Origin of the sequence: Paenibacillus terrae (genome assembly GCF_005217525.1) — a bacterium.
GTDB classification, from domain to species: Bacteria; Bacillota; Bacilli; order Paenibacillales; family Paenibacillaceae; genus Paenibacillus; species Paenibacillus terrae_C.
Genome location: NZ_PNXQ01000005.1, coordinates 475363 through 501806 on the forward strand (window position 1 = coordinate 475363; position 26444 = coordinate 501806).

General features: G+C 43.9%; 24 protein-coding genes and 1 pseudogene. 11 read left to right on the forward strand and 14 right to left on the reverse strand.

Features of this window, described 5'->3' with window-relative positions:
• The 4 genes from C1I60_RS25245 to C1I60_RS05360 all read right to left on the reverse strand — a co-directional run.
• The coding region (locus C1I60_RS25245) for an alpha-amylase family glycosyl hydrolase (RefSeq protein WP_434784371.1) at window positions 1-277 on the reverse strand (277 nt) is incomplete at its 3' end.
• 38 nt (window positions 278-315) lie between these two features.
• On the reverse strand, window positions 316-1098 hold the full coding sequence (locus C1I60_RS05350; RefSeq protein WP_252361577.1) for an alpha/beta hydrolase family protein: 783 nt from the start codon (window positions 1096-1098) through the stop codon (window positions 316-318).
• A 40-nt stretch (window positions 1099-1138) separates the two neighbouring features.
• Window positions 1139-2482, reverse strand: a complete 1344-nt coding sequence (locus C1I60_RS05355) for an MFS transporter (protein WP_137060803.1) — start codon at window positions 2480-2482, stop codon at window positions 1139-1141.
• A 173-nt stretch (window positions 2483-2655) separates the two neighbouring features.
• The gene (locus C1I60_RS05360) at window positions 2656-3639 is read right to left on the reverse strand and encodes a LacI family DNA-binding transcriptional regulator (protein WP_137060804.1); all 984 of its coding nucleotides are present in this window, start codon (window positions 3637-3639) and stop codon (window positions 2656-2658) included.
• Between the two features lie 206 nt (window positions 3640-3845).
• On the opposite strand from C1I60_RS05360, the pseudogene C1I60_RS05365 reads away from it, so the two are divergent.
• From C1I60_RS05365 to C1I60_RS05380, 3 genes and pseudogenes are all read left to right on the forward strand, one after another.
• Window positions 3846-4106: pseudogene (locus C1I60_RS05365) on the forward strand (sugar ABC transporter permease); the annotation flags it as partial.
• Window positions 4107-4152: 46 nt separating this feature from the next.
• Window positions 4153-5235, forward strand: a complete 1083-nt coding sequence (locus C1I60_RS05370) for a hypothetical protein (RefSeq protein ID WP_137060805.1) — start codon at window positions 4153-4155, stop codon at window positions 5233-5235.
• A gap of 352 nt (window positions 5236-5587) precedes the next feature.
• Window positions 5588-6709: a WG repeat-containing protein gene (locus C1I60_RS05380; protein WP_137060806.1), complete on the forward strand. Its 1122-nt coding sequence runs from the start codon at window positions 5588-5590 to the stop codon at window positions 6707-6709.
• A 71-nt stretch (window positions 6710-6780) separates the two neighbouring features.
• On the opposite strand, the gene C1I60_RS05385 is transcribed toward C1I60_RS05380, so the two are convergent.
• Window positions 6781-7218 carry a hypothetical protein gene (locus C1I60_RS05385; RefSeq protein ID WP_137060807.1) on the reverse strand — a complete coding sequence of 146 codons (438 nt, stop codon included), beginning with the start codon at window positions 7216-7218 and terminating at the stop codon, window positions 6781-6783.
• Between the two features lie 257 nt (window positions 7219-7475).
• On the opposite strand from C1I60_RS05385, the gene C1I60_RS05390 reads away from it, so the two are divergent.
• Window positions 7476-8447 (forward strand): alpha/beta hydrolase, encoded by a 972-nt coding sequence (locus C1I60_RS05390; RefSeq protein WP_137060808.1) that lies wholly within the window; start codon window positions 7476-7478, stop codon window positions 8445-8447.
• A gap of 301 nt (window positions 8448-8748) precedes the next feature.
• A complete protein-coding gene (locus tag C1I60_RS05395; RefSeq protein WP_137060809.1) occupies window positions 8749-10116 on the forward strand; it encodes a transcriptional regulator in 1368 nt (455 codons plus the stop codon).
• A gap of 436 nt (window positions 10117-10552) precedes the next feature.
• Here the strand turns inward: C1I60_RS05395 and C1I60_RS05400 are convergent, their stop codons facing one another.
• The 3 genes from C1I60_RS05400 to C1I60_RS05410 all read right to left on the reverse strand — a co-directional run bounded on the left by C1I60_RS05400 (window position 10553) and on the right by C1I60_RS05410 (window position 12931).
• Window positions 10553-11230, reverse strand: a complete 678-nt coding sequence (locus C1I60_RS05400) for a hypothetical protein (protein WP_137060810.1) — start codon at window positions 11228-11230, stop codon at window positions 10553-10555.
• A 189-nt stretch (window positions 11231-11419) separates the two neighbouring features.
• On the reverse strand, window positions 11420-12337 hold the full coding sequence (locus C1I60_RS05405) for a hypothetical protein (protein ID WP_137060811.1): 918 nt from the start codon (window positions 12335-12337) through the stop codon (window positions 11420-11422).
• 72 nt (window positions 12338-12409) lie between these two features.
• The gene (locus C1I60_RS05410; protein WP_137060812.1) at window positions 12410-12931 is read right to left on the reverse strand and encodes a hypothetical protein; all 522 of its coding nucleotides are present in this window, start codon (window positions 12929-12931) and stop codon (window positions 12410-12412) included.
• A 797-nt stretch (window positions 12932-13728) separates the two neighbouring features.
• Here C1I60_RS05410 and C1I60_RS05415 point away from each other — a divergent pair.
• A complete protein-coding gene (locus tag C1I60_RS05415) occupies window positions 13729-13908 on the forward strand; it encodes an aspartyl-phosphate phosphatase Spo0E family protein (RefSeq protein ID WP_137061010.1) in 180 nt (59 codons plus the stop codon).
• A gap of 557 nt (window positions 13909-14465) precedes the next feature.
• Here C1I60_RS05415 and C1I60_RS26110 read toward each other — a convergent pair.
• Window positions 14466-15047 carry a DUF4183 domain-containing protein gene (locus C1I60_RS26110; RefSeq protein ID WP_212734442.1) on the reverse strand — a complete coding sequence of 194 codons (582 nt, stop codon included), beginning with the start codon at window positions 15045-15047 and terminating at the stop codon, window positions 14466-14468.
• Window positions 15048-15539: 492 nt separating this feature from the next.
• Between C1I60_RS26110 and C1I60_RS05425 the strand changes: the two genes are divergently transcribed.
• From C1I60_RS05425 to C1I60_RS05435, 3 genes are all read left to right on the forward strand, one after another.
• The gene (locus C1I60_RS05425) at window positions 15540-15953 is read left to right on the forward strand and encodes a DUF4183 domain-containing protein (protein ID WP_137060814.1); all 414 of its coding nucleotides are present in this window, start codon (window positions 15540-15542) and stop codon (window positions 15951-15953) included.
• 119 nt (window positions 15954-16072) lie between these two features.
• Window positions 16073-16357 carry a DUF4183 domain-containing protein gene (locus C1I60_RS05430; RefSeq protein WP_137060815.1) on the forward strand — a complete coding sequence of 95 codons (285 nt, stop codon included), beginning with the start codon at window positions 16073-16075 and terminating at the stop codon, window positions 16355-16357.
• A 33-nt stretch (window positions 16358-16390) separates the two neighbouring features.
• On the forward strand, window positions 16391-17599 hold the full coding sequence (locus tag C1I60_RS05435; RefSeq protein ID WP_137060816.1) for a hypothetical protein: 1209 nt from the start codon (window positions 16391-16393) through the stop codon (window positions 17597-17599).
• Window positions 17600-17794: 195 nt separating this feature from the next.
• On the opposite strand, the gene C1I60_RS05440 is transcribed toward C1I60_RS05435, so the two are convergent.
• On the reverse strand, window positions 17795-18361 hold the full coding sequence (locus tag C1I60_RS05440; protein WP_137060817.1) for a hypothetical protein: 567 nt from the start codon (window positions 18359-18361) through the stop codon (window positions 17795-17797).
• Window positions 18362-18374: 13 nt separating this feature from the next.
• Entirely contained in the window at window positions 18375-19961 is a 1587-nt protein-coding gene (locus tag C1I60_RS05445) for a DUF4153 domain-containing protein (RefSeq protein WP_137060818.1), read from the reverse strand.
• 147 nt (window positions 19962-20108) lie between these two features.
• On the opposite strand from C1I60_RS05445, the gene C1I60_RS05450 reads away from it, so the two are divergent.
• Complete coding sequence (locus C1I60_RS05450; RefSeq protein ID WP_137060819.1) at window positions 20109-21845, forward strand: ABC transporter substrate-binding protein; 1737 nt, start codon at window positions 20109-20111, stop codon at window positions 21843-21845.
• Between the two features lie 206 nt (window positions 21846-22051).
• Here the strand turns inward: C1I60_RS05450 and C1I60_RS05455 are convergent, their stop codons facing one another.
• Window positions 22052-23452: a transcriptional regulator gene (locus tag C1I60_RS05455; RefSeq protein ID WP_137060820.1), complete on the reverse strand. Its 1401-nt coding sequence runs from the start codon at window positions 23450-23452 to the stop codon at window positions 22052-22054.
• Between the two features lie 317 nt (window positions 23453-23769).
• Between C1I60_RS05455 and C1I60_RS05460 the strand changes: the two genes are divergently transcribed.
• Entirely contained in the window at window positions 23770-24015 is a 246-nt protein-coding gene (locus tag C1I60_RS05460; protein ID WP_137060821.1) for a DUF6953 family protein, read from the forward strand.
• Between the two features lie 221 nt (window positions 24016-24236).
• Here the strand turns inward: C1I60_RS05460 and C1I60_RS05470 are convergent, their stop codons facing one another.
• Window positions 24237-25253, reverse strand: coding sequence for an asparaginase (locus C1I60_RS05470; RefSeq protein ID WP_137060822.1), 1017 nt, complete (start codon window positions 25251-25253; stop codon window positions 24237-24239).
• Between the two features lie 156 nt (window positions 25254-25409).
• Window positions 25410-26444: S-layer homology domain-containing protein (locus C1I60_RS25260; RefSeq protein ID WP_252361579.1), on the reverse strand; the 1035-nt coding region annotated here is incomplete at its 5' end.

The following is a 26444-nucleotide window of genomic DNA, read 5'->3' on the forward strand; positions in this document are numbered from 1 at the left end:
CCGAGCTGCGAGAGATATGATTAATCATAAAATCAAACATGAGGTAAAAATCTTGAGACAGCCGTTCAATATCCTCCCAATCACCAAAGGGTGCGTCAACGCTCTCATAAGTCATCGGAGCAAAGCCACGGTCTGCCGAGGACGGATAAAAAGGAAGCAAATGGACGCCACCGATCACCTGTTTAAAATGGTCGTTTAGCAGTTCTCCCAGCTCTTTCAAATTCTTCCCCATGCTGTCTGCATACGTGATCAGCATAATTTCATTTTTGATGGACACGATGATTTCTCCCCTGTTCTCCCGCTGTGGGATATCTATTATTTAGCGTTCTTTTCAAAAAAATCTAACGTGTTTCTGAACAACTGTTCCCGATGAGGTACATTTCCCCATGAATGGTCGGCACCTTCAATGATCTGAATGCCAATGGGCTGTGAATAGGCTTGTTCATATTGATAGGCATATTGGATAGGCGCTATAAAGTCCTGATCTCCATGTATAATGGCGACATTCCCTTTAAAACTTGAGGCTCTGGTGTAAATATCCAAGCTGGCTACGTCCTCAATGAATCCCGGTCCAAGACGCAAACTGTTGAAATCAAAGTACCCTTGCTGATCCATAGACGAAATTGATTGTCCCTGAATCGTTTTGTTGTTATTGATTTCGTCGGTTACGGTTGCCGCAGGGGACCACATACATAAAGAGTGAATGTCTTCAGACAAATCACCAGCTACTATACTGGCAACTACACTCCCTAAGCTCATACCCATTAGACTGACACGGGAGGGGTCCACAAATTCCAACTGTCGGACAAAGTTAACGATGGCCTTTCCCTCTTCCACCTCTCTGGAAATGGTCACGTCGTAAAAATCTCCCTCGCTTTCGCCATGCCCTCCAAAATCAAACCGCACAGTTGCAATCCCTTGCTTTTCAAAGAGGCGTGAAATTTGAACAAATGAGTAAAAGTATTCGATCCGGTTAGCCCCGAATCCATGAAACATAATGACCGTAGGGTATTTGCCGCCCTTGAGGGTCTCAGGAATATGAGCTGTCCCTCTTAGCGTCAACCCATGAACAGAAGTTTCAATATATTGTAATGACATGACAGCCACCTCAATCTCAAATTTTTTTGAATATGCTAAGTTACTGAGCCGCTCTTCTTTCAGTCAGCTCTGCACGCATTTGGCTTTGGACAAAGTCAATCCGGTACATATAAATGAAGAGCATACATATCGCAAATGCAATCGCAGGAATCCAGACAAAATTAGTTGTAATGGCCTGCAATGCAGACTCTGTCTGCACCATGTTAGCTACAAACCCTCCCTTAGCCAGAATTTTGGATGTTAAGGCTCCTGCAATCCCTGCGCCAAACTGAATTCCGATCGTTCCGGCTGCCGTTAACAGACCTTGAGCTCTGACACCAAACTTCCATTCTCCAAAATCGACGGTATCGGCAAACATAACAAAAACCGTACTTTGCGCAGCCCCCAAGCCAAACGATCCCAGAGCAACACCAAACAGTGTAAGAGCAACAGAAGGCTCCATCGAACCCATCCACATCACAATCTGTCCCAGAATACTGATCAGCAACCCGATCAAAACCAGATTTCGGTTCTTCATTTTCTTCACAATAAATGGAACTAGCAACATACCGATGATCATGGCACCTGCATTAATCCCATTGGCAAGCGAGCTCATTCCTTCGTTTCCCATATTGTATTTAAAGAAGAATATCATGGTAGATCCTTTGGCCACCACGCCGATAAAGATCACAAAATTAGTCAGTGCAAGCATCCACCATGGAAAATTGGGCAAGAGCGCCTTAATGCTGTCTCGGAAAGGAACCGGTTTACCCTGATCATATTGAACACGCTCTCTCGTATTCCTAAACGTTAATAGAAACATAATTACGGATAACACGGAGAATATCCCCATGGTGAATATAAATCCTTTTTGGTTCGTCCCCCCTCCAAAAAAAATGACCAATGGAAGAGCAACCACACCTGATACCAACACACCAATCTGTCCACCGATATTACGAAACATATTGGCCGAGCTTCTTTCCAGTGGATTCGTAGTGAGACTCGGTAGCATCGCCGAAATAGGTACATTGATACCTGCAAAGATAATGTTCAGTAAAATGTAGGTAATATAGGCATACGCCAGTTTATAAGAATCATCGAAATAGCCTACAGCAAAAGACAGCACCGTGATCATCCCGAATGGCATTGCCAACCATAGAAACCAGGGCCGTGCTTTACCATACTTGGAATTGGTTCTATCAATGAGAATCCCGAAGATCGGGCTGGCGAAGGCATCGAGTACACGGACAATTAAAAATAACAGACCGACAGATTCGAGGCTTAGTCCTGCAACATCGGTGTAGTAAAACATGAGATATGTTGAAACAACAGTGAATACCAAATTGTAAGCGGTATCACTTAGGCCATAGCTTAACTTCTCTTTGAGACTTAACTTATTGCTCATCTTCTTCGTCCCCTTATGTGAGATTCACGTTGCAAGTAAAGCGTTTTCAGAAAATGTTCTATAATGATTTATATTATATACTAAAGGATTGACATGTCAAACGATTGACATAAAATTTTCAAAAAAAATATATGACCGTTACCCAACAAAAGAAGAGGGGAACGGCCATCATTCTAGGTTGTCTGCCCAAGGATCAAATGAACAGGGAGCAGCGGATTTAAGTCCCCCGTGTAGTCCTGTCCATTAATTCGTTTGTTCAAAATTTCTACAGCTTGCCGGGCCATTTGCTGAATGGGCTGACGAATGGTGGTTAACTGTGGCATAAAGGCTTGGGCCGTCTCTGTCCCATCATATCCAACAACTTTCAACGTTTCCGGCACACGTCTACCTGTCTTCAAGGCTTCAAAATAAACGTTTGCCGCCAAGATATCATCACTCGCAAAAATACCATCCACATCTGGATGCTCACTAAAAATCTGATGAATGATTTGTTTATATAATTCTTGATCAAAAGACCTTGGGACTTCGTAAAAAATGGACTCCAACCCGTGATTCTCCATCGTTTTTTGGTAGGCCTCCAAACGCAAATGTGTATCGGTTTGCAGCATATACGGCCCATTGATATGAATGATTTTTTGACAGCCTTTATGAATTAAATGTTCCGTTGCCAGCTTCCCACCCAAATAATTATCCGAAGAAACGACAACCGCCTCTTCAGAAATATACTGGTCAATGGAGACAATCGGGAATGAAGAGTTTACTCGATCAAATACCCCCCTGTTATGACTGCCGACAATAATTCCATCCACTTGGTTCCGCAGCAGCATGCTCAAATAATTGGCTTCCTTCTCTGCACTTTTCAAACTGTTGCACAAAAAAACTTTATACCCCAGTTCCTCGCAAGCGAGTTCAATATGAAATATTAACTCGGCATAAAAGGGGTTACTCACCGTTGGGAAAATCAATCCTATAATGTTGCTTTGTTTGGATAATAGCGATCTGGCCATTTCGTTCGGTACATAGTTCAGCTCTTTCATAGCGTCGTATACTAACGAACGTGTTTTTTCACTGATATATCCCCTGTTATTCATAACTCTGGAAACCGTCGTTGGAGAAACACCCGCACGCTTTGCTACATCTTCTATTTTTGGTTTCACTGGATTAGCCTCCGTAAGCATAAGAAAATTCTAGGTTATTTTATGGTTCTCAAATATTCACATGCCATAATTCTAACGAAAGTTTGAAAATGTCTCCACTTAATTATTTTTATATCCCGAGGGTCCACAGCCGGGGACTAACGGAATTGTGAAACGCATCTTATTACCTACGATCCATATGGGAGGGATTCATCAAAGGACGCTGTATGAATACAAACGTAGAAACTGTGCGGGCAGGCAGGTATTCTTCGAAGAAAGAGAGAACTGTATATCGTCAGGTTTGGAAAAAAAATGAAATAGACTGGCAGCTATATGCGCTGCTGGCGGTGATGCTCCATGAGCTGACCTCCTCCCGCATTCAGAAGATATCGCAAACCATTTTATATCTCCCACATTTTATTTCCTTGGTTATTATTAGCGGCATCATCTATCAGGTGTTTGCCACGCACTACGGTATCGTCAATCTGCTCCACTGGAATTAGAAATCTCACAAAACGAAGGAGTGTGTTTATCATGTGGAAAAAAGGAAGCAAAGCAGTAGCAGCGGTTATCATTCTGGGGGCGACCCTAATCGCACCCGCTGTGGCTCCATCCAAGGCAGCAGCAGCGGGTCTGAGCGCATTCGAGCAATCCAGACTTGCGGAATACTGGTCGCCTGTACTGTATCAGGATGTAGGAAACAACCCCGAGGGGGATATTCCGATTCCTGTAAACTTTGACGGCGACTGGTCAGGGCTAAACAACTGGGATAATATCGGCAAGTATGCCAAAGGCAGCAGTTTACCCTTGAAACCAAGCGTGTATTGGTCGGTCGTGGAATCAGATACCCACTATTTCATCGGCTATGATCTGTTCTACGCTACACATGATCCGCGAGGGACGCTGGGCGATCATGAAAATGATATGGAAGGCATGATGTTCACGATCCGCAAGCCAGGCACAGCCAAAAAAGACGGCACCAAGGTGACCAATCCGAACGGCGAGCTGGAATTGGCTTTGATGCCGAGACACGCCAAGCTGGGCATGTATGGCCCTGCCAACAAGGCGGTTCAGTATGATCCGGGAATGAGTTCAGTTTACTATGACAGCAACTTCGCCACCGAAACGAGCGCCTCCGGCACCCATCCCTTGGTATACAGTGCGCAAAATGACGAGTCCTTCCTCGAATCGGACGGTGATTTCGGACACGCGCTCAAGCCTTACAACGGCAAAGGCGCCAAAGGCAAATCCGGCTACGTCTTTCAGGCCGGAACTCCGGTGAATCTCAACGCCCCCGGTGGACAGCTATGGGACTCCAAAATCGGTAATTTTGACGATAGCAAGCGTATGGGGTACGAACTGATCCCGCTGGAAACCTCGCTGTGGCCACTGCGGAACGATTTTACGCTGGACCTGTGGAGCAGCTACGGCACGTTCAAGGGCGACAATGGCCGCGCCAACGCCGCTAATGCGCCATGGGGCTGGAGCTTCGAGAACTACCGTGATTTGGGATCAGGTCGGATGCTGTATGATCCTGCCTACCTGGTGGACAAGCTCTTTGACGGATTGGGTGAATTTTCGTTGACCTACCGCACTAATCCGTACAGCGCACAATGAATGAATATGTCATTCTATCCTACCATGTGGTAATTACGATCTGCTGGATCGTTTGATTATGGAGTTGGAGACAGAAGGCTTGCGGGTAACGGAGATCAAGGTGTCATATGAGTTTATGCGTAACGGCAATTTGCTGCTGAGCATCCGAAAAACTTAGCTGCAAAATTTAGATAGGAAAGGGAACAAGCGTTGACTTGCTCCCTTTCTGTTTTTTTGAGATAACTCAGGATGCATCATAATGGGAAGTAAATCTTTTTCGATCTAAAAATTAGAAAAATTTAGAATTGTAAGAAACATTCTTACATATTATTCGTCTATATTATGGTAAATCAACTTGCAAAGGAGCTTATGCATGTTAAAAAAGTTTGGATTAGCAATATTGATTCTATGTACCACCGTTACAGTTTCGGGAACGGGGTGGGCTGCTCCCAGTAGTAGTTCAACAGCCATTGAAGTTTCTAAAACATCGCTGGATTACAACGTTGCTCGGCCCGAAAGCGATGGCGCTTTTCATGATGGCTTATTAGCCGCTGAAACATCCGCTGGAAATCTTGTGTTTTACAATACCAAAGGGGAAAAAGCGTTCTCTCTCCCCGCCGAGCTTAAACCCATTGGTGATTTTCATGAGCAACGAGCCGTCGTGAAAAATACAAAAACCAATCTCTATGGGTACATGAATACCAAAGGAACAGTGGTCATTCCTTGCCAATACACCGAAGCTAGTTCATTTAGCGAAGGAAAGGCCAAAATCACCATAGCCTCCACCAAAGAAAATGTCATTATTGATCGTACAGGAACAATCCTTACTCCATGGAAAGAAAATGTTGAAACAGAATATCTATTATCGGACGGTCTGGCGCTTGCCTACGCCCCCAACACAGGCAAGATCGGTTTTGTTAATGCTTCTGGTCAATTAGCGATCCCCTATAAATACAAATATAGTCGCAGTTTCTCGGATGGCTTGGCTATTGTGCAGAATAGCAAGGGGCTGTACGGATATATAAATACCACAGGACAGGAGGTTATTCCTCTTCAATATAAATCGGGAGGAGACTTCTCGGAAGGGCTGGCTCCTGTACAAAATGCCAAGGGAAAATGGGGCTACATTAATAAACAGGGGAAAGCCGTTACTCCCTTTAAATTTTCCGATGCCCAGGATTTCAGTGAAGGCTTGGCGAGTGTAAAAAATGCGAAAAACGAGGTCGGATTTATTGATAAAAGCGGAGCATTGGTCATTCAATATCAACAAAAATATGATGTTACGTTCCCGTTCAAGGAAGGTATTGCTTTAGTGGGTAAACAAGCAAATTCATCCGTCTCAGATGGAAAATTCGGTTACATCAATCGTCAAGGCCAATTGCTGACCAAGCTTGAGTACAGGGCGGAATCCTCCTCCTTCTCCAATGGCTATGCTGTTGCTTTTATCAAGCCAGGCAAAGCGTTCATTATTTCCAAACGTTCCGTTTCAAAATAAAAAAAAGAGCTCGGAGGCAGATCCATTCGATCTGCCTCCGAGCTCTTTAGATTGCCAATATTTTAAAGAAATCAATCGTGCGTGTAGAATTTCACTCCAGGCAGATCTGCTGCCACCCATGAGTAGTTAATAGTATTACTGTTGTAATTTTTGGTCCCCGCCTGAGCAATTTGTACCTCTTTTAAGATCGTAATTGATGAACCCTTCGGTCTGACAACGACGACATGACCATGCCCGTCCGCCTTTTTGATCCCGATGGTAGGGTAGCCGAGGTTGGCTCTTTTTTGAGCATCCAGAAAGGTTACGGAGTACCATCCTGGCGTATTGTTACCGGATAAAGCATCAGCCATCTGATTGGCCAAGCCACTTGGTAAGTCAGCCGACATAGCCGCCATCACATCTTGCGCAAAAATATTACACTTCGTTCCACCTACCGGCGAATACTTTTTGTTCGTTTCTACCTTAAAACCGTCAATTACAGATGCATAGGTGCTTGCACTTCTAGCCATTTTGAATTTCCCCCTGTATATAAGTTGTAGAGGAAACGATGGAGTCGCCTGGACATCTGAATGGCTCCACATTCAAAGGATGTTGGCCTCAATTCCCTCTCAACATTTTAGGTGGATTCCGGCTTTATTTAACAACGTAATACATAAAAGATAATTAAGTTAAAATTAAGCTGCTGTTTTCTCTTGGATAAGATTAAGCATTTATAATGAGGAGAACATAAGAAGAGTAGCTGTTGAGATAAAGGAGAGTGCGAGAAGTGAAAAAATGGCTTAAAAGATTAGGGAAGACGGTTATGTTTGGGTTTCTGGCCATTTTGGTTCTTCTGGCATCAGGTGTGATATATGAACAGGTAAGCACTCGGCAGGATCTGAAATCTTATACCCCCAGCGGAAAGCTATACAATGTGAATGGGCATAATATGCATTTATATACCGGAGGACAAGGGAAAGTAACAGTTGTACTCGCTTCCGGGTGGGGCACGGCCAATCCGTATGTTGATTTTTCCCCACTGTACGATAGGCTTGCACCACATGTTAAATTTGCAGTTTATGACCGGTTCGGCTATGGGTATAGTGATACGACGGACAAGAAGCGAGACATTGATACCATAACGAATGAAATACACGAATTGCTGCAGGTGTCTGGTCAAAAGCCACCTTACCTGCTTGTAGCACATTCACTAGGATCCCTCGAAACACTCCGGTTTGCGCAGAAATACCCGGACGAGGTACAAGGCATCGTGATGTTGGATAGCGGAAGCCCCGAATATTACTATGCTGATGCTGAGGAGCCAGTACGCGGCGGCTTTATCAATCAGTTGCTCATTAAAACAGGCGTAATTCGGATGCTTTTTCACTCTGACAGTTTTATCGAAGCCTCACGGGCAGCTCGCAACGGCTTGAAGTTCGTACCGGATGATTTGAAGGAGATTGACCTGACAGCCTCATTGCTTAAGCTTGAAAATCCCAATATAGAGGACGAGCTGCGTCAATCCCGGGCGAATGCAAAGGTCGTATTGGATGACAAACAGCCCTTCCATTTCCCGCTTACTGTGCTGACCTCCGATTACTTAGGGGTTCCCGATGTCGTCTGGAACAAATACGAAAAGGAATTTACTTCCTGGTCCCTGCAATCCAAGCAATTAGTGATTAAGAATACCGAGCATTATATTCATCAATACCGCCCTGATCTCGTTGCAGATGAAATATTGGCCTTGGCCAAGCGGTAAGCTGAAACTTGCCGTTACAGGCAGTGAGGTGAGCCTGTTCACATAGAACGACCCTGCGTGTCTTGATTTTCTCAAGATATACAGGGTTGTTTGTGCTTTGAACTTCAATATCTCTCCAGCTTTACACATCCATAATTCACAAAAAGTAATTACTTGAAAAGTATATATAATACATCCATAAGATGGTATAATATCTCCCAGAATAGCTTTATATTTTAGCATCGGATTGTCCCAAAAAATATCCTTATAGATTAGTATCTAACGGACTACATAAAACGTTACGTTAAAGGGGTTGTTACATTTGGAACCTACAACCACGATACGCACAGAACTGGAAAATTTCATGAAACAGAACTGGTTAAATATTACCCAATTCGGTCTGGTGGCAGGCATCAATCCAGGCACAATAAGCGGGATCGTCACAGGCAACCGTGCACTCTCCATTCATCAGTTAGATCGCATTACAGCTACATTAGGCCACTCCAAAGGGCATTTTTACAAGAATTATATTGAGGAATTTTTGAGTTCAACAACCCCTAACATCCGTAGAGTCAGACCCCTTTTGTACAATTGCGCGGAGTTGGACATGCTGGATTGTATTGAGCAGGTCGTCAGCTTGCTCATGGAAAAGCTGGCATACGCCGATGCCCTGTTTAGCTTAGCTGAGGACTTATTCCAACAAGGGAAATTCGCAGCGTCCATCATCCTTTATGAAAGCGTAGCCGTCGGTGAGAAAAAGCAGCACTCTGAGCGACTAGCCCTTTGTCAGTACCGCATTTTTATGGCGAAGCAAGGGGACGACCAGGAAATAAATTACCAAGCTGCGATCCATTTCGAGGATTACGTTGAACGGCTTGATGATGCTGACCAACTCGACGCGTTAAAGGATTTAGCAAATACATATCTTGCGTCGCGTCAGTGGAACAAGTTGGACAAATGTGCCCATCAGTTGGAAGACAAATCTAAAATTCAGTATCGCTTGGCCTATCATCAGGAGCGAAAGAAAAAAAGAAACCCGAAGAAGCCGAGCAGGCCACTGTTTTATTACTTGTCCTATTCAAATTTGCTTCATGCAATTGTTTGTCAAGAGCGTAAGGACTATGAGCAGGCACTAAAATATATTCATACTTATGGTGATGTAAGTTGGGTAAAGGAAAACAGCCAGGAAGCGAAACGTTGGATGCAACTATTTCAAGAGTGGGCAGTGGCTAACTCTTATGCCAATAAGCTTTTATCTGGGGATACAAGTGTAATTTACGATTACCTGGCATATAGCAAGTCAGATAAAGATGAGCTTCCCATCACTTTGTGCAACATTGTTGAAGCGGCTAACCAATATAATATTAATATAAGCGATATACTTCAGGATTTTGAATTGGAGATAACACAATATATTCAACAGCAACCTGAAAGCATATATATCCCCCAAAAAGTGTTTGACCAACTCGTTTTATTTTTGCATGAACTGGCAAAGTACTATTTAGTAAATGAAGATTACACACGTGGATTTAATTATTTGATCATATGCTTGGAAAAATCTGCTACAATAAATAATGAAACATTTATTATTAAGTGTGTAGGTTTATTTGAAGGCTTTAAATGGCACGTAACGACTGAAACAGAAACAGCATACCAAAATATAATTAAAAAGGTGTGTGAAAAAAAGTGATTAAAAAATTAGCTGTGCTATTCCTGATAACTAGCTCTTTGCTAGTATTGTTTATTCCAACGCAGAATCATGAAATTGTTTTTAAACCGAACAGTCATCATGGTGGCGGAACATAGTATCACATGTATTCAAATTATCGTTCTAAGCAATTTAGCAACAAAATTTTTAGGCATTCTACTTTTGAGAAGCTATTCTAACAAGAGAATCTGCTTTAAATAATTACTGAAGGAGTAAACAAAAGTTTGAGATTGACTAAGTCAATATAAATAAAGGGCTACACAATGGTGCAGCCCTTCCAACTTTAATTATGTCATAAAATCCTAGTTATTCGAAGTTACAGGATAGGAGAGTTCTTTTGTTACTCGTGGCCGATTAATATATGAACCTTTATATATATCAAAAATTGGTATTAGGGAGTCTATGCAGAATACCCATATTAAGGAGCTTCATACTTGGAAGTAAATCTTTCTCGATCTTTAACAATCTCATTTTTATAGGCATCTTGATACGCTTTATACTCCTCTGTTTTGGCTAGTTCATTAGCAATGCCCTCTTCACTAAGTTTCTGGATACTGTTTTTCGAAAAGAAATCTGTTTTTACCTCTATGTTAGAATTAGGTCCTGATACGAGTAAAGAACCATACTGCTCTGCGGTCGCAGTGAACACATATACCTTTCCTTTTTGTGGTAGGGAATCATCTTCAAATAAGAAATATGTGCTCTTATCATCATTCAGTCCCCCAAATTTTTGAATAGGAATGGAAACATCCTTCTTTAGATTACTTTTTATATTACCAAGCACTCTAACCGAATAATTCGTATAGGGCATCGTCAATACTTTGGGGCCATCCTCCGTTTCTTTCGTGACAGGAAATTTATACTCCGTTCCCGTCATTTCTTCTACGATACCTACAAACGCATAATCAGCATAACCTACAACCTCTTTGGGGTTATTTATATCTATAACAAATGATGCTTGTATATAGCTAGTTGGAATCTCACCAGACTTCGTTATATTCTTGTCTACCTTAGGATTTGAACAACCAGAAGCCAGGATTGCAACCGTAGTGAAAATGGACAAAAACATAAATGCTTTCTTCATGCTAATTCTCATTGGTTGTACCCCCTTAATTAGTATCTTTTATAAGCAAGATCGTATGAAGCTTTATCATTAGCGCTGAGCGTTGTTATAGACGTAACATACGCATTCATTAAATCGGGTGTACTATGCAAAATTAAAAAAGCCGAATGCCTTCAAGCAATCGACTGGGCGAAATCAAAAAAATACTGTAGCTTCAAAAAATTAATCTATCAGCTTAACTTTAAAACTTGCATTAGGACTTGCTGTATAAGGATTATCATCAGGCAAGGGCGAAAATGGATTAGTCAGCATGAATAAAATCATGACTTTTCCATTCTTCTTATGGTCTATAGATACAGTGATTTTTTTGTTCTCTCCTTTAGAGAGTTCATCATAAATATTTTGATTTCCATTTATATTTACTTGCTCCCAATCGACTAGCGATACAATATAAAAATCAATTGACTCCTCCGATAAGTTGCCGTATAGAACGTTGAATCTTAGATTATCCTCCTCCGTTTGTAACAAGGCTTTATAAGCATCACCTTGCTTACCTACAAAAATACCATCTATACGCGCTTCTTTTAATTTTTCACTATTCACTTGTTGAGGCCGCTCCATAGGGATTTTCTCCAAGTTCTTAAACAAATTTACTCGAATATTATATGTTTGAGATAGAGAATCGGCCTTAGCTAAGGTGCTGCTATCTGTCACAACTTCATCTGGATTTTTGAGAATGATAAAATTTGTCGCATGGAATCCGTCTGCGATACCTTCTATTTTCACAGGAATTGTCTCACTTTGATTTTTAGCTAAAGTAAAGCGAAAGTACCGCATATCATTATCATGTATTTTAAAGTTTCTTTGCTTTCCATTATCAAAAACAAGTAATATAAATGTCTTCTCCTGATTAGTCTTATTCGCAAATATAATACTTTTTTCAAAAATTTCATCTTTTATATGAAATGAACGCTTGGCTTCTATGGTGGAATTGCTATTGTAAAGTCCTAAGGAGTAGCCCTGCTCTGTCTTTTCATTAGGTACTATGTTCTGCTCAATACTTGAATTCGTATCGTTGCTACAGCCTACAAACAAGATAAATAACAAAAATATACATATCTTTTTCAGTTTTATCCACATCCTATTTTTGAAAAAGAAGACAGGAAATTGGTTCCTGCCTCTTTTTCTGTATTTAAGAGTAATTAGCGATAACTACCAACCGTTATAATCTTCTCTAGTCTCTGGATACCAACTACTATAGCCTTTACTCTCAAATGTGTGATTAGAATAACCATAAGCATCATAGCTCGGCAAAATCATTGTACCTTGCCATGCTGTAGCAGCAGCAAGATTAGTATTCGATTGTGTGTCAGAAGCAGTCGCTAATATCCCTCCATTGTGATATAAACGAGTCACTACGCCAAGTTTGCTAGCAACAAACGAAGATTTTGTTTCTCCTGTTGAAAATAGCTGTGCTTGAGGAACAGGAAATTTAAAAGCTTTTCCTAATTTTGTGCTGCATGTCCAATCAGGAGAAGCGGCCAAAGTAATCCCACTTCCGTCTGACAAAGGTGTAAAAGTTTTTTCCTGCACTTTAACTATAAAATTGTCTTCATTAGTGTAGGAATAACTTTTCACAGATTCTGAGTCTTTTTCCGATACTTCAGTGGCAAAAGCGGAAGCAGAAAACATAAAAGTTAAAGCCAGCGTTCCCAATAAAACTCTCTTCTTCATAGTCTTTTTTCTCCTTTTTGTGAGCTTATTTATACAAAACTCTCTTACAACTCATAGTGTAATTGAGTTTGCATACCAGAAAAGATAGAATATCTAACAATTAAATATAAATTTTTTTATTAGTAATAAATGTATGTATAAAACACTGTACAGTCTCACTTCATTATTTTTTATAAATCACTTTAAATGGACCATCTCGTATATCTACTTGAGTTGGTTTAAAACGTGTATCAGAACGATCACTTATGAAGATATATGCTGTTTCTTTAACATTCGTTTTTCTTGTCTGTGTATGCTGATTTGGAAAGGTAATGGATATAGTTTTGACATTCCTCGCTAGTGGCGGTGTATTTGTCTCTTGTGAAGTAATTTGAAACGCTACAACATGAGAACTATACTTATTAGAATAAGTTTCCATTTTGCTTCAAGCGTTTTTTCCTCTCTATTTCTATTTATGTAAATCGACAACTTATTTATCCATATTATAGTGTTGTAATTTCATTTTGTCATCAACTAGAAGACTATACAAATACCAATATAAACCAAATAAAATACCATATTTCTAATACTTTGTTATTTGTGAATACCCATTCATTTACCTTACTATACGCTTGATATGACAGGTTTTTTTGTAATGATTGAATCTATACAAACACCAAGATTAGAATAATATTTAATTGTTGTCTTTAAAAAGGGCTGCTTTTTATTTTTTAGAATAGATATCCTCATGCACTTTCATATTTCCCATAAATACACATGACACCCTAAAATAAGTACCAACTAAGGAGGGATGTATGATGGAAAGTGAGGAAACTTTGCAACAGCGATTGGAGAACAATCGACAACGACTCTATGATTTGCAAGCAAAATATGGACTAAGCCATATTGATGTACTCCGTCAATCTATGGTTTTGGACGAGCTGATCAATCAATATCATCGGGTATACTATGCACAATTAAAAAAGCCGATCGCTTGACAGCAATCGACTGGGCGAGAAACTTGTGGTGGGTCACTCGCCCTTTTATTGTAACATACATGCCAAATCATCTGATTACCAGCTTTATCGTTTATTTTTCAGTTCATTCATACAGAAGATACAGATCCAAGCACTTTTAAAATATGTAAGATGTTGAAGCTCTCCACATAAAATACAGGCTTCCCCCACGCATTGTCGCATGATCAAACCACTCTCCGTCATCCAAAATTCCATGGCTGTATGCTTGCCAATCCCTAGACGCCTCCTTATATCCACGGGAATGACAATCCGACCTAAGCTATCCAAGTCCCTGACCATTCCTACGCGATCCAAGAAAAAACCTCCTTATTCAAAAGACTCAATACACCCAAAATAGGCATACATGCTTTGTATAAGGAAATATTTATCATCACATGGCGTGAATTGGAAAGGAAACGGTACCTGCTGAAGAAGTTACAACAGCGGCAGTAGTATGGGCTTCGTAATAATCAGATAATGTAACCTCTTCAACAGGAGATATATGGTTTGGTCTAATAACACTTAATTTATAATTTTGCTCAGTTCGCCATTTGTAATGTAAATTGAAAAACCTCGAAAATAAACGGCGTACCCGCAATTACAAGAGATTCTTCCAATTCAACAGTCAATGTGGTACTACTTATCTGGTACAACCTGCTTTCCTGCAGTACCCCATTAATATACAAATTTGTGTAGCTGTTCGCACCCAATTCTGGAAGCTGACTTGCCAACTGTCCATCATCATTCGTAAACTGGGAAATAGGGATTTCAACCGTACCCGTCAGATCTGAATCGGCAATATAGAAATATCGCTGTACCTCAGGCACAACCGTGATCCCATCCAAATTAAGCGGTGGTCCCTGCTCTCCCTGTGGCCCAGCCACTCCTTGCAAGCCTTGAATCCCTGGAACCCCCTGAAGACCCTGTTCACCTTGGGGGCCCGCCTGGCCTTGGGGTCCGGCACTACCCGGAATGCCCTGGGGCCCTGCCGGACCTTGTATGCCTTGATGTCCAGCATTACCATCGGCCCCCCTTAATCCCTGCACCCCTTGAATGGCTTCTCCTGAATTTCCTTGAGGTTTCTGTTCGACTCGCGGTTTTCGTTGACCTTTAAATTTCATAAAACAGATTTTTTTACTTGATAAACCTGAGGGCACCCGCTCAGCGTGTACATGGTGTCTATAAGCGCATGTTCTCCCTCTTCTTCTACCCTGTCTATAAATACGTTTATTTCCCTTGTTGTTACGAATGCAGCTCGTTCCTGTACGATAAATGGGCGTACAACGGAATGATCCCATCTTTCGATCTCTTTCTTTCTTTGCTATCCTTGTCACCTTGGTCAAGCGATATCTTTTACGCAACAATAAATTCCCCAATACTGACACCTCCATAATTAAGTACAGTTTCATTATCTTATGGAATCTAAACGAACCTGATTGGACAGATGACCCCCTTAAATTTTTTTTCAAAAAACATCAATCTCTTAATTTATAATCTTACTTCCATTTCGCCGTTACATTATTTTTCTTTCTGAATTTACTGAAAGTGGGACTGAATCCCCTGTAATTTTTCAAAAAAATAAATTCCCCCAATTTTAGAATGGAGGCAACAACATGCCCGTTATTAAACCTGTTTATACCGCCGTTGCAACTGCACCGGTCTCAAGCGGAGGCGTAGTCACCACTACCGTAAGCCCAGTGACTACAAACTTTTTTGCAACTGTAACCGCTGGTGATATTGCCGGAGGAGTTACAACACTTCTCGCCGCAAGCTTTGTCGATGATGCTAATGCTCCAGTCGTAGCTTTACCTACCCTTAGCGCAGACGATTATTTCAATGTATATGTGAATGGTGTTTTGCAGCAGGCTTCTTTATCCACTTTGACACCCGCGAGTCTAGTTTTGGCAACTACTGATATTTCCGTAGGTGTTCCTGTCACCCTGGCTGTAGCCAGCTTTGGGAATACGGCCTCATCCATTACGACTCAGCCAACCATTTCAGCACCAACAGTTACGATCAACACTTAATTACTTCTTAAAATAAAATGGATTCAGGACCCTTTTCTCACATGATATACGTTAGTCTGGAGATTCTCAGTCTCGTAAACTGTGAATCTCCATTTTTCAACTGGAGGTGAGATAAACTTATGCCAATTATTCCTCCGTTTCAGGGATCAAAAAAATTTGTCTCCAACATTTTAGAAGGCACAGGAACAGGAGCCTCCTTTTCAATTGCGGCTATAAACTTTATTGATGATGCAGGATTGACAGTAACTTCATTTCCAACAACATTCACTTATTATCTTCTCTATATTAACGGTGTACTCCAATTAGATAATTCATCCTCCGTTTCAGCAACTGCGATTAACCTTCCGGATGGAGATACACTTGATCCGTCTGTACCGATCATGATTGAATTCATCATCAGGTAAATCTCGATGTTCATAGAAGGGAGTGGTACATCCATGAGTCCAACAATTCAACCGATATACAACTTATCAGGCGTTTCACCAACACTGAACTCAATGACTGACAAGTTACAAACGGCTGAAGCAAGTCCTCAGTTCAACTACGCTTCCAATTATGGTATTTCTCAGTTGAGGGATCTTGTTACCACAAACGGCGGAGGAACTGTGCTAAATTCGGCAGAAACGTATCAACTAAGTACATCAGCAGCTTCCAATGATCTTGCAGAGCTCCAAACAGCGGAACGCGGACAATTTCTTAACGGGGCGGCATTTGAATCCGGTGTTAATGTACAAGTCCCTATCCCCCCCACAGGAACTCAGCGGGCTGAATGGGGATATAGCGACAATACGAATGGGGCTTATTTTGGACAAGATAGCAGCGGCGTATATGTGGCTCTGCTACAAAATGGCGTAGAGACGTTGAAGGTTTATCAATCCTCATGGAATATTGATACGATGGATGGAACCGGTTCTAGTCGGGTGACCCTGGACACAACTGACGGCTATCTTTATCAGGTTCGCTACAACTACACCTACGGACAAGTAGAATTTCGTATCGTTGCAATCAATCCTCAGCTGTTTCAGCAAGCCGTTACAGTGCATCGCTTCTCTCCATCAAGCGCTGCACTACTGAAGGACGCTAACCAGAATATCAGGGCAACCGTTCTCAACGGCACATCCGGGGGAGCCTTCAGCATCAATGTAGGAGGAAGGTATTTTACCAACCTGGGTTCCATCTATCAGACCTCCCGAATCACATCAGAAAACCGAATCAATGCCACGATATCAAGTACTACCTTCACTCCTACAGTGAGCTTCCGAAGAAAACCCTTTTTTCCAGACAACAGCACCCAGGTAAACTCTATAAATTTGGGGACTGCCAGCTTTGATATATTGGCTTCGGCCGATTTAGAATGGGAAGTCCGGGTTAATTCAGTCCTCACTGGCGCATCCTTCGGAGCAGTGAGCAGGACTCCCTCTTCCGAGAGCTCCTTGCAGTCGGATATCTTGGCAACGGCTATGGATCCGTCTCAAGGAGTTCGGGTTTTGGGAGGCCTGTCACTTGCGGGAACGATAGAGGGTGTCACCAATGTTCAAGTCCCTTTTACACTTCCTGGAAACGGTAATGTAACTCTGGCCTTGCGAACATTGAACAATGTCAGCGGTAATGCGAGCGTGTCACTACGCTTGGAAGAGTTTTGGTAAGCAGACGACTCTGTTAGATAACTACAATTTGCATCATGTATAGGAGGATGGCCCATATAAGAGGTGTAATATTGCACTTTTACGGACTTGGCTGGCGAATACACTTCGACATCTGTGTCAAAGCATATTTGTCGGTCAATTCCAGCTTCAAAAAAGTCAGATATACGATTTTTTGTAGTGATCTGTACGTACCTCTCATTCTTCACTCCGCCCGTTCAGCCACTTGAACCAGTGGAGCAAATGACTGAATCGGTATTCATGCTGCGAAGCGTAGGTCCACACCTCTGGTTCCTCACCGTGCTCCTTCCAGACCAGCATGGAAAAGTGGCCTTCCTCTTCATTGGCGACGGAGAGGAGCGAAAGGCGATCGTCCCCAAATCGATACGGGGCCGATTCTACCCAATAGTTCCGCATGTCGCTGATCCAGCCGCGAAACCGCTCTGTGCTTGAGATCCGCAGCACATCATCCGGCAAGAGCATATGCTCTCCCATGTCCTGCCAGTACCCGGCATAACGGTAGCGTGCTTCCAGCATCGGACTGAGCGGCCGGGTTTTGCCGGGAGCCAGTGTCGGCATACACGTGACGGGAACGACCGGACCGATGCTCTGGATAGCATAAGAGCGGGCCTCCCCCTCACTCAAGCCGAGATACATAGCCTCCATGAGAAAAGCGTTCCTTCTTACAACAAACTGATGCTGATACTGTGACATTTCATTTTCTAGCTCCAACACCATACCCTGCACTGCATCTGTTCCGATCATTCCCAAGCACCTCTCATTCCAAAATATAGTCGTGCAGCTTGCGCTGTGCCCGATATTCGGCCCAATTGAACGCAGGCCATGCCGTTTCTTCCCTCGTCATGCTCACCAGGCGACCTTGCAGAAACTCATCCATCGCTCCGTTTTCCTTGCGGCTAAATTCAATCAGCAGCGGAATAGCATCCGCCGATAGCCCACTCAAATATTCCTTATCGATCACCGAGGTCGTGCGATACCGTTCGAGATTATTTTCGGCAATCCGTACATCAATGCCCACATAATTCACGACGAGATACGCCACCAAAGCGAGTACAATATAATATTTCGCCAGCGGAAGCTGACGGACATGAATGCGCACGGCTGCAATGAGCAGCAGCAGGCCCAGAAAAATCATAAACGCGTGTACCAGATAACGGGTGTACGTATATCCGTAGGCCTCTTCGTACATGACCAGCCGGGTATAGCCTGAATACAGCATCACACCCGAGCAGCCCACGAGTACATACAGCAGGCTGTTGTTCATTTTTTGCAATATATTTGAGCCGAATTCAGTCCACTTTAGCACACTGATCATCAGGACAAAGTTGATACCAGTCACCATAACCAGCTCCCCGAAGCCCCTTCTCGCATATTCTGCATACGAGGTTCCTTCTGGCAAGGCACCTTCCCATGCACCAAACAGATATCCGAACTGCAATACAACGAATACAACATACACCAGATTCATAACAATCAGCACCGTAGCTGTAATCACAGGATCAAATTTGATCGCTACCGGCTCAGGGTAAGGTATCCTTGATCTGTCGATGACCATTGAGGAGTGACCATCATTCTCGGTGGTTTGACTCTTCGGCCCCTCGCTTAACCCGTGCCACGACTGCACCTCTTGGTTCGGATCACGCAAAGCTGGCTGTACAAATCCCCACAAATAGCAGAAAAAACAGAAGGTAAAAAAGCAGGTCCAGACCAGCCGCAGCATTCCGCTACCAAAGGACAGCGTGCCAATCCAGGAAGGTATACCCGATAACAGCTCCTCGAACATCCCGTCCGCTGATGCCAGCAAAGATATAATAATGAACAGCAGCGGCAGGGTGATCAGCAAACCGACCATCACTTTCCCTAATACACGCTTGCGCTCATCCTTTACATTCCGAAAGGCTGCTGTCTTGAACATCCGAAACGGAGTCACGACATGCCGCAGATTTTGATAAAACAAATGGCTTAACGCTTGCCCGATGATACCGGGTTCGGACCAGCTATGCCTCTTCTCCCCGAGCAGCATCACCATATGTACACTCATCAGAGCAGGTATAGCCAATGCATTTAGCACATATAGAACCGGATTATCGAACAGCGCATACGTCAGCGACAGCAGCACAATTACGATAAACAGCAGTCGCCCCATCCACGAGTCAAGCCGGATACGATCCCGGTTATAGACATACATATAGGTGTAAAACAGAATGATAAAAATCGGCAGAGACACGCCCAGCGCATGCCCGTAAAACAGATATTGATGAACCAGCGCCAACACAATCGCCGCAGCAAAGGCGGACAGGAACGACGGTTTCGGCAAAGACGTTCCACTCATCTTGTCATGCATGGTAAATACCTCCACAACTATGCTTTATAACCCTTATTGTAGATGATAAAATAAGAAGATAAAGAGAAATTAATCGACGCAAAATTTCCTATTTTATATAAACGACTGCATTTTAATCATCCATAGGGGAAACGGAGCAACCATTTTATGAAACTTCATGCCCAATTTTTACGGCTTCACTCGCACACCGCTGACGACAGGGATGAGAACCATACGATAGAGACTACGCTGGATGAGCTGGCGGCTATTTTTGACTGCACCCACCGCAATGCCTTGATGATCATTCAGAAAATGGAAAAGCATGACTGGATACAGTGGACTCCCCGCCGAGGCAGAGGCCGCCGCTCCAGCCTGCACTTCCTGATTCAGCCGGAGGACATTGCAGTGCAGTCCATGATGCAGGCCATCGACCGCCACGACATCAAACGCGCACTGGATGAAATCCGGACCCATTCGCGTTCATCCACGATGCAGGAGCATTTGCAAGGCTGGCTGCTGAACTACTTCGGGCATCACGCAGAGGTTCGCAGCGATCAGCAGCAGATTGATACGTTGCGTCTGCCCATTCGCCAGCAGCTATACACGCTGGACCCGCTATATATGAACTGGCTCGCGGAGTCCTTCGTATCCAGCCACGTCTTTGACGGGCTGGCCCGCCGGGCGAACGAGAGCGGTGAGATTTTGCCAGGACTGGCGCACGCTTGGGAGGTGGACACCACCCGTACGCAATGGACCTTTTTCTTGCGTAAGGAAGTGCTGTTCCATAACGGTAAAATACTGACCGCCGAGGATGTGGTCTATACCTTTGAGCGGCTGAGCCGTGCGCCGGGACGGAGGCTGTACCATTTTATCGTTCGACAAATCGAGCACGTACAGGCGCTAAGTCCGACGATGGTACGCTTCAAGCTGAAGGAGCCGAATGAGCTGTTTCTGTCCTTCCTGTGTACCAGTCGTGCCGCCATCGTGCCTCGTGAGCTGAATCAGGTGGGCGAGGCGGCCTTTGGCATCCGTCCTGTGGGCACAGGGGCTTTCAAGGTCACGGAGATGAACGAGAGCTTATGCATACTGGAGGCATTCGCTCCTTATTTTCAAGGCCGCGCCCATCTCGACCGGGTGGAGATTGTTCAGCTCCCATGGGCGGCCAAGCCGGAATCGGCGGCGGATGCCGCAGATACAGCTTCACCTTTTCATATTATCCACAATCCCGTATTGGCCGGGAACACGGATACTGCATGGAGTCAGCTTCACTCGGCAGCTTCGGTGCGTAAATTTATTACATGCAATACGCACAAGGACGGGCCGTTACGTAACCCGGAAGTACGTGCCCGTATCGTGGCGTGTCTGGATCATCGCAGCCTTCCTCCGATGGATACATCTGACGAATCGTATGCCCCACCCGCAACGTTGCAAATTGCGACCATTCCCGAGTATAGAGCCGATGCAGACCGGGTCGCGGCCCAACTGGAATCGTGCGGATATACTTGTAATATCGTGGCTGCATCCATGAATGAATTCAAAAGCTCCTCCATCCGTATGGAATCGGACCTGATCATCTTTTCTCTGTTTCGTGACCGTGATGAGCAATTGCGCCTGTTCGATCTGTATCTCAATGTATCCGGGCATGTCGAGCCGCATAGCCGCGTTGATATCGAAAGACTACTGCACGATATTACACGGGAAGCGGATCATACGGTCAGGGCGCGTCAATTCGAGCATATCGAAACCCGGCTCATTCATGAGCACCAGCTCCATATTTTATACGAAAAGCCCGTCCAGACAGCATACCTTCCTTCTGTGCGCGGCGTTTCCTTCAACAGCCAGGGGTGGGTAGATTTGCGTCATGTATGGTTCCCGCCTGCTCAACCGCAAATATCCAAGCCTTAATGGAAAAGACTTCATTCGCGAGTGTTCCGCCACAATAAAAAAGGTATCCTCTTTTACAAGAGAATACCTTTTATGTAAATCTCAGCCTAATTTAAGCAGAAGTATCCCGGGATGAAAATGACCAGCCACCCATACCATGACTGTGAGCTCCGCTAGGATCCTCTACAGGGGGAGCAATGGGTGAAGAATTCAGTATGATAAAAAAATTAAACGCGAGCAGAAAAAAACCGATCTTTTTTATCATTAAAATGATCTACCTCTCTAAGTAAATTTTTATATTCCTCCGTCTCCTCAGGCGAGGCAGTATGCCGGAATTTCTCAAATAAACCTACACATTTAATCGTTACAGGATTACCATTCAGCACCACGGAGTAGGACAGGCTTTCCAACAGAAATTTCATACCTTTCGCATAGCGCTTATTATCGAGATCGTAGCAAGCCAGCTCTGCCAGAAATCGTGCATAGAGATCCGCTGACACTTGCTCCGTGTAGGTGCCTACCTTGGTATGGTGATCCGCAAATGCGGCAATTTGCTTCTCGAAACGTTGCAATACATCGTCCACATTAAATTCATAACGGTTTGCGGCCAGCATGATTTTGAACAATCCCATCAGAATCTCGCCTTCGTTTCTTTCCAGATAGGCCACATACTGTGGAATAACGTCCAGTTTACCAGACATAAGCTGATATAGATATCCGTTAGCCTCAGCCCAATTACTACACTGTGCCTTCAAGCGGCGTGCTTCTTCCGTATCCTCCTGCACCCAGCTTAGATCAGCGTACAGGGATACATATTCCAAAGCCTTTTCGTAATCCCCTCGTTCGTCACAAATACCGGCACGCAGCACATAAGAGTATACAATATACATAAATAAAGGACCCTTTGTTTCCTTGCCACGCTCTGCTTTTCTGGTTTTTCCATATTTTTGCTCATACTGCACTTTAGCTCTGCGACACATTTTATCAGCTAACACGTCTACTTTATCCCAGCGACGCAGCGAAACATAAGTATTGGCCAAATCTTTTAATCCATCCAGTTGATCCACTTCACCCAATCGATCTACAAAGCTTTCAAAGTGTGTGGCGGCCCACAAATTTTCGTCCTGATCATCACCGACAGCGATTGTAAATAACCGATACTGGCAGAGAGCCAGACGCTCGGAATGCTGATACTTTTCGCTTTCCGAGACATTTTTATAGATGATAGCCGCTGCCGCAAACTTGCCTTCTCTGAACAATTCTTCTGCCGTCTCAAACAAGGCCGGAGCGTAAATCAGATAGTCCATCATGAACTCCACGACTTGTTCAATACAATCCAGCTTGTTCAGCTCTGCACAGCGGTACAAAAATGGGCGAACCCGGCGCCAATTTGGTGCTGAATTCCGTATAAATTCTTCAATGTACAGCTCATAGAGGCTTCCCTCTTCAAGCCCCATGCCTGCCGCAATTCGATCCAATAGCAACATCGCAATCGGCCGATTACCGTTGATAATGGCACTGATCGTGCCTGCATTAATACCCGTGTTCTCCCCAAACTTACTAATCGTAATTCCTTCACGTCTGATATACTGCTCCAGCTCTGCACGTATCGTGGTTGTTTCCTTCAAATCAGGCACCCCCAGGGATTACTAGTATGTTTTCAATTCAAAAAAAGAAAATTCCCGTGAATATTCCCTTAATTATACAAAATAAAACCCACTTCGCCAACTGTACAAATTTGTTTACTTAAAATTTTTCTGGGCAGAGTCAACGGTTTCTTGAAATCACTCAAATCCAATTCTCCCATAGGGCTACTGCCGACAGATTTGGTAATTTCCTAGTTTGCGTATACTATATGGAGAGCGAATTGAAAAACACTTAGCTTACCCTAGGTCAATCTAGCTATAATCTGATGTATTATGGAACGAAGGAAAGGATACGACACATGGACAATACCCTTACAACAGAACAGCAAATTGCAGCATGGATGGTCGCGCAAATCCGTGAAGTGGGAACCTTGAAACAAGAAGACGCGATTGCATATGTACGCTCTGAGTATGGAGAGCAGTATGTGTTTATAAGCGAACACGGTCATGTATCCCTCGAAAAGGAAATCAAAAAAGCGTTTCGCAAGCTTCATGGCGGTAAAATTGCCTGGGATCGTGACGGATTTCTCTGGGCCTGGACATAGCGAGCAAAAGCATCTGCCATAGGCAGATGTTTTTTTGATGAGTATACATACCTCTTCTGGAGTTGGCTGATTTGCTCCTTCACAAAATGGCGGAGTGATGCAGGCTCTACGATTTCAGCCCGCCCCATCCATTCCATAGAATCACGACAGGCCGCTTCATAGCTGTACATGTTTACGGTCAGATGCCAATGGCTTACTTCCTGCTACGGATACAGCTTTCCTTACAGGGAGGCTGTATCCGTAGGCAAGGAAACCTCGTCCGCATAGTTCGTGGCCATAATTTTTGCTACTCCGACAGGGTCAGTGGTTTGGCCCAATGCCCACATCATTTTCGTTACAAGTGCCTCCGTCGTCATGTCATAACCCGGAATAACACCCTTTTCCAGCACCTTCTGCCCCACCTCGTAAATCGTCAGATCGCCGCCCTCATAAGGACATTGGGTGGTCACGACGATACTCATGCCATCCTTCATTAATTCCTCAATTTTGCTGATCAGGCTTCTTTCCTTGAAGGGCACGCCACCCATGCCGAAGCCCTCAATCACGATTCCTTTATAGCCCAGACCCTGAATGGCATCGAAAATCGCCGGATTCGTACCCGGAATCAGCCTGAGCAGAAATACTTCGGAAGCATACCCGTCATTGTACGGATGGCGAACTGTACCGCGATTCGCAAATACACCCTCTGTATAGACTACCTGCCCGTCTTCCACCAGGCCGATATACGGATAGTTAATACTCTCAAAAGCGTTATAGCTGCGCGTTCTGATTTTGGAGCTGCGGCTGCCGTTGATGATTTTGCCGTTAAATACGACAAATACACCCGCTACCTCGCCACATGCGGTCAGGAACGAGTCGATTACATTTTTTTTGGAATCACTGTGCTCAGCCAGAATGGACACCTGCGACCCCGTCACCACGACTGGCTTGTCTACGGTTCCCAACATGAAGCTCAAAGCCGAAGCCGTATAAGCCATCGTATCCGTACCATGCGCAATGACGATGCCGTCGTACTGATCGAGGGAACGATGTACCATTCGGGCGATGGAGGCCCAATCCTCCGGTTGTGTGTTCGTGCTATCAATGCTCATCAGATTATGGGCATCAATATTGCAAATTTCCTTGAGCTCCGGAATTTCCGCTAGAATATTCTCAGCCGATTGGGTCGGCGTCAGACCATTTTCCTGATAGGAGGAAGAGATCGTCCCTCCGGTATTAATGAATAGAACCTTTTTCATGTACCCTTGTTCCTTCCCGATTACATCTTCACTTTATTGTTCTTAGAATTTATCATGAATAAGTGCGAGAAGCTACTTTGCTAAGGAAAAGAATGAATGAACAACAAAAGAGCCAAGTGCAAAATACACTTGTCCCTTTTATTCGTAGTAACGGTATTAGTTAAGTGAATCCAACAGCGTCTTCAATTGCGGGTTGAGATTCAGCGCATTCAGGATGATTTGCAGAGCTTCTGCACGTGTGGAGCTGCTCTTGGGATCAAACTTGCCATCTGCTCTGCCGCTGATGATACCTGCTTGTGCTTCAGCTTTGATCTCGTTGGCTGCATAAGAACCCTTCACGTCATCAAAATTGCCTCTGGTGGTGTCCTTCGATACGTTGTTAAGGTTTAAGATGCGGGATAAAAGGACAACCATTTCCTCACGGGTGATCGTGTTATCCGGCTTGAACATACCATCCTCATATCCGCTGATGACCCCTGCCTCTACAAGTTTCTTGATTGGGTCTTTTGCCCAGTGGCTGCCAACGTCCTTCAATGAGACACTCGTATTGTTGCCACCTTTGATATCGAACACGCTACTCAGAATCACTGCAAATTCAGCGCGTGTGATCTTACCATCCGGCTTGAAACTACCATCGTTGTACCCTTTAATCACATGCAGCTTTACAAAAGTATCAATAGTCTTTTCAGCCCAGTGTCCTTTAGTGTCCGAAAGAGCTGCTGTAACCGGAGTTTTTTTAGCTTCCTGAATCCGAGTCTCAATGTTCTTAATAACATTGAGGTCACCCTTCACTACATCTGACTTGAACACATCCTTTGCAGGATCAGGTGCCGGAGCCGGTACAGGTGCAGTAACCGGTATAGGAGTCGTTACAGGTACAGGAGTCAGATTAGTGTCAGTTGTGGTAGAACTACCACCACGGCTCGAAGAACGTTTGTCGATCGTAATGACTTTCGTTCCCACAACACCTGATCCATCATGAGCAACTGCCTGAATTGTAATAGTACCAGCTTGAGTTGCAACGAGTACACCATCAGCATTGATCGTTGCTTCCCCTGTACCAGCAATTACCGACCAGCTAAAGGTTTTATCCGTTGCATTGTCAGGAGTTACATTTGCCTTAAATTGAAGAGAGTCTCCAACGGACATTGTTCCACTATCGCCCGACACCGTGATAGCAGTAACCAACCG

Bases quoted from the DNA above. Each gene is read 5' to 3' on its own strand.
- C1I60_RS26110 (WP_212734442.1), bottom strand. From the start codon at position 15,047: ATGAAATTTAAAGGTCAACGAAAACCGCGAGTCGAACAGAAACCTCAA.
- C1I60_RS05425 (WP_137060814.1), top strand. From the start codon at position 15,540: ATGCCCGTTATTAAACCTGTTTATACCGCCGTTGCAACTGCACCGGTC.
- C1I60_RS05445 (WP_137060818.1), bottom strand. From the start codon at position 19,961: ATGCATGACAAGATGAGTGGAACGTCTTTGCCGAAACCGTCGTTCCTG.
- C1I60_RS05405 (WP_137060811.1), bottom strand. From the start codon at position 12,337: ATGTGGATAAAACTGAAAAAGATATGTATATTTTTGTTATTTATCTTG.
- C1I60_RS05355 (WP_137060803.1), bottom strand. From the start codon at position 2,482: ATGAGCAATAAGTTAAGTCTCAAAGAGAAGTTAAGCTATGGCCTAAGT.
- C1I60_RS05435 (WP_137060816.1), top strand. From the start codon at position 16,391: ATGAGTCCAACAATTCAACCGATATACAACTTATCAGGCGTTTCACCA.
- C1I60_RS05460 (WP_137060821.1), top strand. From the start codon at position 23,770: ATGGACAATACCCTTACAACAGAACAGCAAATTGCAGCATGGATGGTC.
- C1I60_RS05410 (WP_137060812.1), bottom strand. From the start codon at position 12,931: ATGAAGAAGAGAGTTTTATTGGGAACGCTGGCTTTAACTTTTATGTTT.
- C1I60_RS05380 (WP_137060806.1), top strand. From the start codon at position 5,588: ATGTTAAAAAAGTTTGGATTAGCAATATTGATTCTATGTACCACCGTT.
- C1I60_RS05370 (WP_137060805.1), top strand. From the start codon at position 4,153: ATGTGGAAAAAAGGAAGCAAAGCAGTAGCAGCGGTTATCATTCTGGGG.
- C1I60_RS05350 (WP_252361577.1), bottom strand. From the start codon at position 1,098: ATGTCATTACAATATATTGAAACTTCTGTTCATGGGTTGACGCTAAGA.
- C1I60_RS05400 (WP_137060810.1), bottom strand. From the start codon at position 11,230: ATGAGAATTAGCATGAAGAAAGCATTTATGTTTTTGTCCATTTTCACT.
- C1I60_RS05385 (WP_137060807.1), bottom strand. From the start codon at position 7,218: ATGGCTAGAAGTGCAAGCACCTATGCATCTGTAATTGACGGTTTTAAG.
- C1I60_RS05415 (WP_137061010.1), top strand. From the start codon at position 13,729: ATGGAAAGTGAGGAAACTTTGCAACAGCGATTGGAGAACAATCGACAA.
- C1I60_RS05450 (WP_137060819.1), top strand. From the start codon at position 20,109: ATGAAACTTCATGCCCAATTTTTACGGCTTCACTCGCACACCGCTGAC.
- C1I60_RS05440 (WP_137060817.1), bottom strand. From the start codon at position 18,361: ATGATCGGAACAGATGCAGTGCAGGGTATGGTGTTGGAGCTAGAAAAT.
- C1I60_RS05470 (WP_137060822.1), bottom strand. From the start codon at position 25,253: ATGAAAAAGGTTCTATTCATTAATACCGGAGGGACGATCTCTTCCTCC.
- C1I60_RS05430 (WP_137060815.1), top strand. From the start codon at position 16,073: ATGCCAATTATTCCTCCGTTTCAGGGATCAAAAAAATTTGTCTCCAAC.